General features: G+C 39.5%; 11 protein-coding genes. 5 read left to right on the plus strand and 6 right to left on the minus strand.

From position 1 onward, the window contains the following. Positions 1-29: 29 nt before the first annotated feature. The gene (locus IFO69_RS07935; protein WP_192009524.1) at positions 30-1,373 is read right to left on the minus strand and encodes a fasciclin domain-containing protein; all 1,344 of its coding nucleotides are present in this window, start codon (positions 1,371-1,373) and stop codon (positions 30-32) included. 89 nt (positions 1,374-1,462) lie between these two features. On the opposite strand from IFO69_RS07935, the gene gldB reads away from it, so the two are divergent. Further along, positions 1,463-2,500, plus strand: coding sequence for a gliding motility lipoprotein GldB (gene gldB / locus IFO69_RS07940; protein ID WP_192009525.1), 1,038 nt, complete (start codon positions 1,463-1,465; stop codon positions 2,498-2,500). On the opposite strand, the gene IFO69_RS07945 is transcribed toward gldB, so the two are convergent. The 5 genes from IFO69_RS07945 to IFO69_RS07965 form a co-directional block, all read right to left on the minus strand. Next, complete coding sequence (locus IFO69_RS07945; protein WP_192009526.1) at positions 2,469-3,698, minus strand: glycosyltransferase family 4 protein; 1,230 nt, start codon at positions 3,696-3,698, stop codon at positions 2,469-2,471. The two genes, gldB and IFO69_RS07945, sit on opposite strands and share 32 nt — an antisense overlap. After that, positions 3,689-5,488, minus strand: a complete 1,800-nt coding sequence (gene asnB / locus IFO69_RS07950) for an asparagine synthase (glutamine-hydrolyzing) (RefSeq protein ID WP_192009527.1) — start codon at positions 5,486-5,488, stop codon at positions 3,689-3,691. Before asnB ends, IFO69_RS07945 begins: the two co-directional genes overlap by 10 nt. A 3-nt stretch (positions 5,489-5,491) precedes the next feature. Then, the gene (gene nth, locus IFO69_RS07955; RefSeq protein ID WP_192009528.1) at positions 5,492-6,178 is read right to left on the minus strand and encodes an endonuclease III; all 687 of its coding nucleotides are present in this window, start codon (positions 6,176-6,178) and stop codon (positions 5,492-5,494) included. Positions 6,179-6,300: 122 nt separating this feature from the next. Beyond that, positions 6,301-6,537: a hypothetical protein gene (locus tag IFO69_RS07960; protein WP_192009529.1), complete on the minus strand. Its 237-nt coding sequence runs from the start codon at positions 6,535-6,537 to the stop codon at positions 6,301-6,303. Beyond that, positions 6,512-7,114 carry an RNA polymerase sigma factor gene (locus IFO69_RS07965; RefSeq protein ID WP_192009530.1) on the minus strand — a complete coding sequence of 201 codons (603 nt, stop codon included), beginning with the start codon at positions 7,112-7,114 and terminating at the stop codon, positions 6,512-6,514. The genes IFO69_RS07960 and IFO69_RS07965 overlap by 26 nt, the downstream gene beginning before the upstream one ends. 398 nt (positions 7,115-7,512) lie before the next feature. On the opposite strand from IFO69_RS07965, the gene IFO69_RS07970 reads away from it, so the two are divergent. The 4 genes from IFO69_RS07970 (at position 7,513) to IFO69_RS07985 (ending at position 13,136) form a co-directional block, all read left to right on the plus strand. Next, positions 7,513-8,148, plus strand: a complete 636-nt coding sequence (locus IFO69_RS07970) for a hypothetical protein (protein WP_192009531.1) — start codon at positions 7,513-7,515, stop codon at positions 8,146-8,148. Positions 8,149-8,238: 90 nt separating this feature from the next. Beyond that, a complete protein-coding gene (gene uvrA, locus IFO69_RS07975; protein WP_192009532.1) occupies positions 8,239-11,055 on the plus strand; it encodes an excinuclease ABC subunit UvrA in 2,817 nt (938 codons plus the stop codon). 136 nt (positions 11,056-11,191) lie between these two features. Further along, entirely contained in the window at positions 11,192-12,238 is a 1,047-nt protein-coding gene (locus tag IFO69_RS07980) for a WD40/YVTN/BNR-like repeat-containing protein (RefSeq protein WP_192009533.1), read from the plus strand. A gap of 163 nt (positions 12,239-12,401) precedes the next feature. After that, positions 12,402-13,136 (plus strand): 1-(5-phosphoribosyl)-5-[(5-phosphoribosylamino)methylideneamino]imidazole-4-carboxamide isomerase, encoded by a 735-nt coding sequence (locus IFO69_RS07985; protein ID WP_192009534.1) that lies wholly within the window; start codon positions 12,402-12,404, stop codon positions 13,134-13,136. The last annotated feature ends 59 nt before the right edge of the window (positions 13,137-13,195 follow it).

Here is a 13,195-nt window from a genome sequence, read left to right on the forward strand (position 1 = left end):
AAAAATCTTTAAGACCTGTTCAATCTATGCTATTCTGGAATCAATACTTCTCCAACGCCATGAATCAAGCCATTTGTTCCTAATTGGTTCAAGTAGTTTTCATCTAAAGAAATGCCATTGACCGTGGGCCCTTCTCCATCTAAAAGCAAAGTTTTACCCACCAATTTGGTTTCAAGGACTTTCCCTGTTTGAAAAGATTGGCTGAAAACCCTTCCAATAGCAATATGGTACATCAAAGTTTCAATAAGGACAGTTTCTTCTATTTCATAGTAGCCAGACACACCTAAGGATTCATACCATGCATAAAAAGCCAAATTGTTAGGAACAAAAACGGTGAGCGGTCCTTCCTGCTGTTCTAATTCGCTCAAAAGTCCAGCGTAAATAAGCGCAGCTTTGAATTCTTCATAACCTTGGTTTTGAGAACCTTCTGACACAATAGTTGCCAAGGATCGTTCAGGCACTGTGATCACCTTGTTCTGTTCATGAATAATTCCATTACCTCCTTGAATATCCTTCCTGGTAATCAACGCATTGCCATTCAACCATATTTCATCCTCCTTTTTGCTCACAAACAAACTATCACCTCCATAGGTGATGAGGGCATCTGAGACCAATTCATCACTTTCCAAGCTTCCTTCCACGATACAATACTCCATAAAAGCTTCCAGCTTAGAAGCGGACAACCACTCTTCTTCAATAATTCCATTTGCTTCGAAATAAGCAGCAAAGGCCGCATCTGTAGGGACAAAAAGTGTAAATGGACCTGTCTCGGTAAGAAGTTTATCCATGCCTGTCTGTAGAAGTCCTTTGACAAACAAAGTATAGCCTTGACTTTGGGCCATCGAAACCACATTTAGTTTACTGGCCTCCAACACACTTCCTATACCATGTACCATGCCATTAGAGACATCAATGTCTTTAACCAACAAAGGAACATTACCGTTGATGATGATCTCGTTTTCTTCTTTATTAATCAACCAGTAATAACCTTGCAAAAAAGTTTCTTTTACTTCTCCTATCAAATCTTCACTGTTCAATTTTCCTGACGCCAAGTGATAGTTCATCAAACTGTCCAAATCATCAGAGGATAAGTCAGAAGCCGATGTAATTCCTGCTTCTACAAAAGCCTTATCGGTCGGAGCGAAGACAGTAAATAGGCCCGCCCCATCCAAAGTATCCCCTATTCCTGTTTGGCTCAAAATTTCGGCAAGAATGCTAAAATTGGGATCTTGCTGTATAAAGCCTTGGACTGTCAGCTCCTGAAAGTGGGGAGCGGGTTCATCAGTTCCACAAGAGCTGATCAAAGCAATTCCTAAGAGTAAAAAAAATAGCGATTTAAAAGAATCCCAATAATTTTGTCGCCCTTTGCCCATAAATTCTATATTTAACAATCGGTTCTTTTGGAGAACCGCAAAAGCCGTGCTTAAGTTTACATTGACAAATATACTGCTATAATAAAAACATGGCCAAAAACCTTAGAATTGGAAAAAGCTATTCATGTGGAAGACCAGGGACTCTTCTTGTCTTTTTTCTTTTAATCCTTCTCGGAGCTTGTGGCAAAAGTGACCAAAGCTGTCAGGTCTCCAGTGAAGTCGCTGCAATTCCTGTTGATCTGAAAATCGAGAGGTTGGAAGATTTGTTGTTTGAGGCCAAGAACAATGATGCCATCAACTATTTCTTAGACAGCCATCCAGATTTCACCAACAAGTACCTTCAGGAGGAGCTTTATCCAAGTAGAGAAGCTTTAGTAACAACCCTTAGTGAAATTCCGAGAGACAGTTTAATGGCGGCCTTATACCAAGAAGTGAAATCAAATTTCAAAAACATCCGCCAACTGGAAAAGGATCTTGAAAATGGTTTCAAGCACATTAAATATTATTTTCCGGACTTTAAAATTCCCAAAGTCTACACTTTTGTCAGCGGTTTTACTTCTGACCTCTACATTGATAATGACATGATTGTAATTGGCTTGGATTATTTTTTGCCCCATGACCATAAGTTTCAGCCTCCTGAGATTCCAGAATACCTGGCTGTCAGGTATGATGAGGCCCATCTGGTCCCTATGATAATTACCGCTATTTCCTCTAGATACAACGAAACCAACCTGAAGGATAACACTCTTTTGGCAGAAATGATTTTCTACGGAAAAGCCTATCACTTCACCAAAGCCATGATGCCTTGCACCCCTGAGGAATTGATCATTGGATATACTTCAGATGAACTGGCTGCCTGCTATTCCAATGAGCAATTCATTTGGACGCATTTGATAGAAAAGGAGGCAATTTACGAAACCAATCCTTTTGAAATCAGAAAATACACTGGAGAAGCTCCCTTTACAGATGTGATCAGCACCGATGCCCCTGGCAGAGTGGGAAGATGGGTTGGTTGGAACATCGTAGATGCCTACGCCGAAAGGAATAATGTCGAATTGAAAACATTGATGGAAGAAGAGGACGCCAGAAAAATATTTATGCAGTCAGCATATAAACCTCGTCAATGACAGGTCTTGGAAAGCGTTTTGGATCTAGGGTAAATAATAATTTGCTTATGGCCATTTCTTTGGAAAAGTGAAGCATAGCCAGATTTCTGGAGCGCTGTTTCATGGCTTTTAATACGGTCTCATCCTCCGCCAAAATTTCCAAACGGCAAATGGTTTCTTTAACCTGCTTGACATCATAAAGTATGCCTAGATGGTTGCTCTTGGTCAAATCCCAAACCCAACCTTCATGGTTGATCAAAATACCATTGCCCATGGCCAAAGCATCAAAAAACTTATTGGGACTATTAGTCTGTAAGACAGGCAAGTGGTCAAAAGAAATAAAAGCCAGATCAGTAACCGACAATAAATCCCTTACTGAGCTTTTGTCTCCGAATGGAAGAAACTGCAGGTTCTTCAACTGCAGCTTAGACGCAAGCCCTTTCAGCTCTTGTAACTTCTTCCCTTTACCTTTGATAGCAAATTGCCATTCTTTGCCTTGATTTTGAGCTTCTTTTGCCAAGAATAACAATTCTTGGACTGCGTTTACCTCACCGATGGCCCCAGTATAAGAAATACTAAGATTTTTAGCTTTCCAATTTAGCCCATCCAAGATTTTGCTGCTTTTTGCCTTAGAAGGCTGAAAGAAATTCACATCGGAGAAATTAGGGATCAGGCTCGTCGAAACATTAGGCGAGCAATTCTCCACATAAGTCCTGATTCCCGGGGAAAGTGTTACCACTTTCAAGGCTTGGTCATAGATTCTTTTCTCCAAACCATAAAGCATTCTCTTAAGTAAAGGATTTTTTACCGCCCCAACTTGAATCGGTGCTTCAGGCCAAAGATCCCTTACTTCAAAGACATAAGGTAAAGCCAGTTTTTCCTTTGCCCATAAACCTATCAATCCAGTAGTAAGTGGCGTCGAAGAAATGTAGAGTAAATCTGGCCTTTTGAGCTTCATCAGTAGCTTCTTGGCCATCCTAACAAACTTCAAAAAGGCATAAGTCCGCTTAATAAAACCAAATTTATTATCATAGCTTACCGGTAGATAATGCACCTTGATTCCATCAATCACTTTGTAGTCATATGTATTTTCTGAGTGTGCGGTAACCATTTCTACCTCCATGCCGGCATCCACCATTCCTTTGGCCAAGTGATAAGACCTCACCGCCCCGCCCTCTTCGGGCTTTAAAAAATATTGATGGATATAAATTAATCGCATGATTTATTTTTTTGATACCAGGATGCCAGGACAAATAAATTCCAAATTTGGAGGAAATTGTCTTTTATGAACTTCTCTGACGCTAGGCTCAATTTATGAATTTCTTGTGGTAAATAGTCTCGCTGTTCCTCTACAAAGGGCTTGATGTGTTCCATAAAATAATCTCTAAATTTCTGATCTTTCAGTAACCACTCTTTTAGTGGTAATCCAAATCCAATTTTTTTCCTGTTGGCTATTTTTCCTAAACCGACATCTTCCAAGGACTCTCTAATCCACTGCTTTGACTTAAGTTGGAGATGTTGCTCTTCCGATAGGCTAAGACTTAATTCCACTATCGCTTTGTCCAAATAAGGAGCCCTACCTTCAATACCATGGGCCATTAACGCATTGTCATGAATTTTCAAGACGTCATTTACCAAATAATAATTCCTATCCCATTCCAAAGCAGCTTTGAAAGGTGTTTTTATGGTAGGATAATAATCCAAAAAGTGAGACCTATTTTGTTTGGGCACATTTCTTAGTGAACTAAAATTCAAAAAGGTTGCCTCTTCACTACCCTCTACGGCTAAGAGCATTTTCTTTAACCGCCTTGTCAAAAAAGGAATGCTACCTCCAACTGTTGATGATTTGGTCAATAATTCCTTGAACTTCAAATAAAACTTGAATGCTTCATGGCGGCCATAACCTCCAAAGAGCTCATCCGCACCCGCGCCACTAACCAGTATTTTGACATACTTTTTGGCCTCCTTGGCAATCATCCAGCTGATAAAACCAGCACTATCACCAATGGGTTGATCCAAAGAATCAATATATGCCCCCCAATTTTCAAGGACAAGCTCCTGTGTGATCAAAATTTCATGATGCTCACAATTGTACTTTTGGGAAACCCATTTGGCATATTTAGGATCTTGATATTTCTTTAAATATGCATCCTCAAATGTCACCGTAAAAGTATGCAGAGGTATTCCGGTTTCTTCAAACCAAGTACTCAACAACAAACTGCTGTCTGCTCCCCCACTGAGCAATATTCCAACAGGAACATCGGCTTGAAAGTGATTGAGAACAGCATCTGTCAGTAACATTTTGAAATGCTGTTTATCTGGAAGTCGAACACTTATCCCTTGAAATGAAAGTTTTTTATGCTCCAACAAATTACCTTCAAAATCAATGGACATGATCTCTCCAGGTAAAAGTTGCTTTACATCTCTGTAAAAGCTATCTACTGGCAAGGAATGCCTTGAGTAGAAATAGGGCAGATATTGAGCTGAATCAATTTCAGAAGGCACTATTCCAGACTGGGCAATCGCTTTAGCCTCAGAGGAAAAAATCCACTTATTACTTTGGTGAAAATAGTAAAGTGGCTTTTTCCCAAATTGATCTCTGGCCGCCACTAATATCTTGGATACCTTATCGATGAAAAGAATCGAATACATTCCTTGAAAATCAACTATTCCATCAGCCCCATATTTACTCAACCACTTAATAATTATTTCGCTATCAGACCTACTTTGAAATGCTTCCCCTAATTGCAAAAGTCTATTCCTTAAGTCTTCTGCATTATACAGAGCACCATTCCAACATAGGAAATAGCTGTCTTTTACATTCACCGGTTGATTTGCCCAATCTCCCAAATCAATTGTCTTCAACCTGTTTGCTGCCAGGTATAATTCTTCATTGACTGCAAGCCATTCTGAATGGTCAGGTCCCCTGTGACGGATAGCTTCCATCATTTTGATAATGGCCTTTTCACCCTCCGCTGAAAAGTTGAGAATCAAATTGATCCCGCACATATGCTATTTTTTGGAACTAGAAAACAGGTCATTTTCCATTTCTATCTTGGCTTGGTTCTTTTCAAAATACCTGCAGAAATGAGTGATTTCACATGCTTCACATTTGGGTTTTCTGGCCAAGCAAACATAGCGACCATGCAATATCAACCAGTGGTGCGCAATATGGATATGTTCTTTAGGAATGTGTTTGACCAGTTGTAACTCTACTTCGAGCGGTGTCTTTGCATTTTGTTGAACCAGTCCAAGCCGCTTAGAGACACGAAAGACATGTGTATCCACCGCCATATTGGGCTGATTCCACACAACAGAGGTAATCACATTGGCTGTTTTTCGTCCCACACCTGGGAGTTTGATTAGCTCCTTTACTGAAGAAGGGATTTCACTGTTGAAATCTTCTACTAGCATTTTTCCCAAACCTAGAAGATGTTTGGTTTTATTATTCGGATAGGATACAGTTTTGATATAAGGAAACAGTTCATCAAAATTGGAAGCCGCCAAATGCTCTGGAGTAGGAAAATCCTTAAATAAGGCTGGGGTGACCATGTTGATTCTTTTATCTGTACACTGCGCACTCAATACCACTGCGATCAGAAGCTGAAACGGGTTTTCATAGTTTAACTCTGTTTCTGCAACAGGCATATGAGTCGAAAAATGATCAATAAACGCTTTGTACCGCTCTTTTTTTAGCATATCCTAAGTCCTTAATCCGATCAAATATAAGGCATTTATAACCCAAAAAATAAATGTGGGCAACAAAAAAGCCCACTCTAAATCTTCATCTAGAATGGGCTTTTACCGAATTATCAATTTTTTTAGACCTTTTCGAGTCCGGAAGATTTGGCTTTTCTCTTAATGGCTTTCACCACCACATCAGATGGCTCAAGCATGACTCCGTTGAGCTTATCAACGGTACCTAAAATATCCAAATAATCCTGCATCAAAGCTTCGTTTTCTCGCAGTTTCTGCTCAAAATCAATGTTTTCTGCTTCACTCATTTCCTGATAAACATATCTTATCAGTTGGTCACTTAGGGTAAAATATTTTGTCATAGGCAACATTTATTTGTTTCAATTTTTTACGCATGTTAATCAGCGCGTACCTCATCCTTCCCAGTGCAGTATTGATACTTACGCCGGTCTGGTCAGCAATCTCCTGAAAGCTCAAATCCATATAGTGCCTCATAATCAACACTTGCTTTTGAGCTTCTGGCAACTCATCAATTAAATCCCTCACCAAAGCATGTGTCTCATCCCTAACCTTTTGGTCTTCGACATTGGCTTCGGCAAACTTTAATGTATTGAATAAATTTGATCCATCTTCCATAACAATGGATGGATACCGCTTCATTTTTCTGAAATAATCAATGGCCAAATTATGCGCAATGCGCATTAACCATGGTTGAAATTTACCTTCTTCGTTATATCGGTCAGAGTTGAGGGTTTGGATTACTTTCACAAAAACATCCTGTAACAAATCCTCCGCTACTCCTTGATCTTTTACTATCATATAAATCGTCGTGAAAACACGTGACTTATATTTATCTACCAACACTTCGAAAGCAGCTTCGCTTCCGTTTCTATATTGAGCGATCAACTCACTGTCTTTCGGTCTTAGCCTTTTACTCATAAATTCTGACGTTTAAATAACGTAGAGGTCTATCTCATATTGCGGATTTTAGGGTTGAAACAAATACAGCTAGTCTCAAATGTATATATTTGAAATACACCATGCAATGAAATAACTGATTTTTTTATATCATAAAAGTGTATCAAAGGCGCACACTCCAAATTTATATTCAAAAACCAACAAAATAACCAAATAATATACTTAATCGGTCTTATGAAAAATAATCGTAAAAAAAATCAAATTCTGTACCATTATTTTCACCTAACCTATTAATAATTGTTAAAAGTTTAAAGCACCAAATTTCATACAAAAACCACTTGTCATCATTATATAAATGGCTTACTTATTGCTGTTTAAGATAAAAAGTTGTGGAATTATTCAACAGTAATTATAAGCCCATGAGAAGTTTCATCATCAAATTTATCTTGTTTGCACTTTTATGCACTGCCATTTTCTCTTGCAATGCAACACACAACAGTGAAAATCGCACCATAGAAATGATCGGTTTCAATGAACTCACAATTGATGGGCTAAAACCATGCATCAATGTGAATTTTAACGGAGATAAAGCAACCAGAGATAAATTGATCCAGCTCATGGAAAGTGACGCCTTGAAACCTTACAGAGTAAAAAAGAACTCAGAGAATTTTTACAAAGATGGAGCCGAAACAAGCGCCCAAAGAAGACCTGGTTTCACCTATGGCATTAATTATTTGATTGTATTGACCAATGAATCTGAAAAAGAAAAAATAAGCCAATTGCTGCTCGATAGTAATATTCCTGTATCCATCAATAGCAATGGTTATTACCTTGACCCGCAGCAAAACACTACCCTCCAAGATCAAGCCTTTCAGAACGCGCTCCATAATGCTAAACTAAGGCTTCAGCATTATTCAGATAGCATAAATGCAAACATTGAAATCATATCCATTTCTGAAATAGATGATTATCAACTGTACCCAATGGACGGAATCATTTACAATGACAAGCTGATCAAGAAGGTAAAAGTCAAAGCAAAACTTTCATCGGATTAATTGGTGAGTGAAGCTATGGGGAACTTTTCCTGCCAATTCAGTTTTAAACAAATTACCATTTAAGCTGTTCACTTGGTATCTTTGCAATCTATGAATGAATCGACTCCCTTGAATCCCACTTCCATAGAGGATTTAAATCCCAAAGAATATATTATCATTAAAAACGCACGGGTAAATAACCTGAAAAACCTAAGCGTGGCCATTCCAAGAAACAAATTGGTGGTGGTGACCGGCTTATCAGGATCAGGGAAATCTTCCTTGGCTTTTGATACTTTATTTGCAGAGGGGCAAAGGATGTACGTAGAGAGCCTAAGTTCTTATGCTCGTCAGTTTTTGGGAAGAATGGAAAAACCCGATGTAGAATATATCAAAGGTGTTTCTCCTGCGATTGCCATTCAACAAAAAGTAACTTCAAAAAACCCACGCTCTACCGTGGGCACCACAACAGAAATTTACGATTATCTAAAACTACTTTTTAGTAGAATTGGGCGGACAATTTCACCTATCAGCGGAGAAGAGGTAAAACATCACACGGTAACTGATGTCGTGGATTACATTCATAGTTTTGAGGAAGACGAAAAAGTAATGATCAGCTGCCCTCTTCAGGTGCACGCGGACAGAAGTGTAAAAAAAGAATTGGAAATTCTTCTTCAAAAGGGCTTTACCAGAATTATTATTGAAGGCGAGGTGTATTATGTGGAAGATTTACTTTCCGAAAATAACATCCCTTCTGGAGAAATAGAGATTCTAATTGATAGGGCAGTCATCCAAAAAGAAGATGAGGACAATCAGTTCAGGATTGCAGATAGTGTCCAAACAGCTTTTTTTGAAGGCCATGGAGAGTGCTTTGTGGTCATCCCAAGAAAAGAAAGTAAACAGTTCAGTGATAAGTTTGAATTGGATGGGATGTCTTTCGAACTTCCCTCTGTCAATTTTTTTAGTTTCAACAATCCATACGGAGCCTGTAAAACATGTGAAGGGTTTGGTTCTGTATTAGGAATTGACCCTGACTTGGTAATCCCTGATAAGTCCCTTTCCATATATGAAGGAGCCATTGCTCCATGGAGGGGAGAAACTACTAAAAAGTGGGTTGCCCCTTTGATCAAAAACGGTATTCACTTCGATTTTCCGATTCACAGACCTTACGAAGAACTTGACGAGAAACACAAGGAGTTAATTTGGACAGGCAACAGCTCCTTCAAGGGACTTAACGAATTTTTCCAACACCTTCAAAGCAAGACTCACAAAATCCAATACCGTGTCATGCTGTCTCGATTTCGAGGAAGGACCACTTGTCCTGACTGTAAAGGAACGCGCTTGAGAAAAGACGCTTCTTATGTTAAGGTCAATGGACATTCCATCACAGACATCGTATTGATGCCGATTGAAAAATCGTTGGACTTTTTCCAAAATATCAACCTTACTGCTGCAGAAGAAAAAACAGCTAATAGGCTCTTGAAGGAAATATTAAACCGACTTGAATATATAGATAAAGTCGGTTTGGGCTACCTTACGCTTAACAGACTCACCTCATCATTATCAGGTGGAGAATACCAAAGAATCAAACTGGCAACCTCCTTGGGTAGCGCTTTGGTGGGATCCATGTACATCCTTGATGAACCGAGCATTGGCCTACATCCACGGGATACGGATCGATTGATTTCGGTTCTTGAGACCCTTCGGGATTTGGGAAATACGGTCATCGTGGTAGAGCATGAGGAAAAAATCATGAAAGCGGCTGATGAGATCATAGACATTGGGCCCGATGCCGGGGTAAATGGAGGGGAGTTGGTCTTCCAAGGAGGTTTGGAAGACTTGTTGAGCCAAGGACAAACCTATACCGCCAAATACCTTAAAGGCGAAGAAAAAATCAATATCAAAAAGGGCAACCGAAAGTGGAAAGATAAAATCATCATCAACGGTGCCAGAGAAAACAACCTCAAAAACCTCAATGTGGAGATTCCACTGAATACCCTTACCGTCATTACAGGAGTAAGTGGCTCCGGCAAATCCACCTTAATCAAAAAAGTCCTCTACCCTGCCCTGGGCAAAACCCTGGGGACGGTAATTGATGAGACTGGTAAATTTGATAAACTTAGTGGTGATTACAAGTCAATTTCACAGGTAGAATTTGTAGACCAAAACCCAATCGGCAAATCAAGCCGATCCAATCCAGTTACTTATGTAAAAGCTTATGACGCCATCAGAAGCTTGTTTGCTGAGCAAAGCCTATCCAAGCAAAGAGGCTACAAACCTGCCTTTTTCAGCTTCAATGTAGATGGTGGTCGTTGTGAAGCTTGTCAAGGAGAAGGCACCCAAAAGATAGAAATGCAATTTATGGCGGATATCTTTTTGACTTGTGAATCCTGTAAAGGAAAACGGTTCAAAAACGAAATTCTGGATGTAACCTATAAGGATAAAAATATTGCGGACATTCTGGACATGACCATTGATGAGGCCATGGAATTCTTCAAAGGCAAAAACGCCATTATCCATAGACTTCAGCCACTTCAGGAAGTAGGACTCGGCTATATAGGACTCGGCCAATCATCCAATACCCTCAGTGGTGGAGAAGCCCAACGGGTCAAACTGGCCTCTTTCTTAGGAAAAAGTAGTGGTAAGAACAAAGATCATGTACTTTTCATTTTCGATGAACCCACCACAGGCTTACACTTCCATGACATCAAAAAACTTCTTCATTCTATTAATGCTTTGATCGAGGAAGGCCATTCTGTGATCATCATTGAACACAATACCGAAGTAATCAAGTCTGCTGATTGGGTCATTGACCTTGGTCCTGAAGGTGGTGAAAGAGGAGGAAGTATAACTTTTGAAGGTACACCTGAAGCCTTGCGAGAAGTAGAGGACAATTACACTGCCAAATATTTAAGAGAGTCATTTATGTAAGCCTTAAACAGCCATTCTTATAAGTATGCAGTGAAAAATTAAATATTCATTAAGTCATTATCATGCGGAAACTTTTCCTCATCTAATCAAGTTTTAAAATCTAATAATTATAAAAATTAAGTTTTTACAAATAAGTATGAGAAAGGCATACCATCTCCTATTTTTACTTGTATTATCTGCAATTGCATGGGCAAGTTGCAGTTCCCCACAAGCTGTTGAGGTCAGAACTCCTTTAGGCTGGAAAATTCTGAATACTCCTACCAAGAGTTCTTTGCGTGGTTTATGTCCGTTGACCGAAGAGATTGCTTGGGCCACTGGAAGCAATGGGCTATGGATGCTTACCATTGATGGAGGGCTGTCTTGGGATCATGGGGTCATCGACGGTCTGGACACTGTAGACTTTAGGGATATTGAAGCTTTTAATGCCAGTACAGCCATCGCAGTCTCTGCAGGACAACCTGCTGTAATCTATAAAACTACTGACTCCGGTAAAACGTGGAAAAGAAAATACGAAGGTCCTGAAGAAGCATTTTTGGATGGTTTAGTATTTGAAGATGATAGAAGAGGTTACGCTTATGGTGACCCTGTGAATGGTAAATGGATGATTTTGTTGACCTTGAACGGAGGCGAATCTTGGGAACCACTTACTACGGCCCCTAAAGCCCAAAAGGGAGAAGCTGGCTTTGCTGCCAGTGGTTCAGGAATTTTAGCCAAAGGGCACCGGATATGGATGGCCAGCGGAGGCTTGAAAAGCAACATCTATTATTCTGAGGACGGAGGTGTGGACTGGGATACCATTCCTGCTCCTATCATTCAGGGTGAACCCTCCCAAGGTATTTTTTCTTTATCATTTATCAATGGCAAAAACTTGGTGGCTGTCGGAGGTGATTATCTTAAACCTGACTTCAATCAAAACAATATCAGCCTCTCATTTGATGAAGGAATTACATGGAAAAAGCCAGAAGGAACCCCTCCATCTGGTTACCGATCGGGTGTCACGTATTTTCCAGCATATAGCTGGTTGATCTCTGTAGGAACAAATGGTTCTGATTATTCCATAGATGGAGGGAATAACTGGACCAAGTTTTCAGACATTGGGCTACATGCAGTAAAAAGATCAAAAAATGGAGGGGCAATTTGGGCGTCCGGTGGTGAAGGAAAAGTAGCACTTTTGAATTTCTAGCTTCTTAGCAAACTTCCAAAATATTTACAATACATAATTATTAATTGATTATGTGAAGTGTTATATTAGGAAGTAATACAAAAAGAAACAGTACTTTTCCATCCATGGTTTTGGAAGGCAAAAGCTCAAAACACCAAGCTCACAGATATAATTTAAGCCCAAAATGTTCGAGATTATACCATCCGTATGGCTGATCAACGGTAAATGTGTACGCCTAAAGAGAGGTGATTTTACCACTCAGGAAGTGATTTCTGAAAATCCACTTGAAATTGCGCAGCAATTTGAGGATTGTGGTATTGAGCGCTTACACTTGGTTGACTTAGATGGGGCCCGTCGCGGAGAACCCAAAAACTATCATATACTTAATATTATTGCTGGCTATACTTCCTTGAAAGTCGATTTTACAGGAGGAATCTCCACAGACGGGGCGATCATTAAAGTTTTTGAACATGGAGCCAAAACCATTACCGCCTCCACTGTCGCTGCGAACTCTCCTGATAAATTTGCCCAATGGCTCATTTCCTATGGCAGGGAAAAAATCAATCTTGCTGTTGATACCAGTCCTGAAAACTACAATATCAAAATTAGAGGTTGGTTAAAAAGCACGGATATTAATCTTTTTGACCAAATCCAATATTTTTATGATCGAGGCTTGAAATATCTAAAATGTTCTGACATAACCAGAGATGGAGTAATGGAGGGACCTAATTTTTCCCTATATAAAGAAATCTTAGATAAATTTCCAGACTTACACCTAGTGGCCAGTGGTGGTGTAAGAGATACAGATGATTTCAAGAAATTACGGGATATGGGGCTCCGAGGGGTTGTATTTGGTAAGGCATATTATGAAGGAAAAATTAAGATCGAAGACCTAAAACAATTTGTATTAACCGTATAAAAAACAAGGAGGCCATCAAGCCTCCTCACTTTGGGTTATTGTTAATTGTAAAATGGGTT

Source organism: Echinicola arenosa (assembly GCF_014841125.1).
Classification (GTDB): Bacteria; Bacteroidota; Bacteroidia; order Cytophagales; family Cyclobacteriaceae; genus Echinicola; species Echinicola arenosa.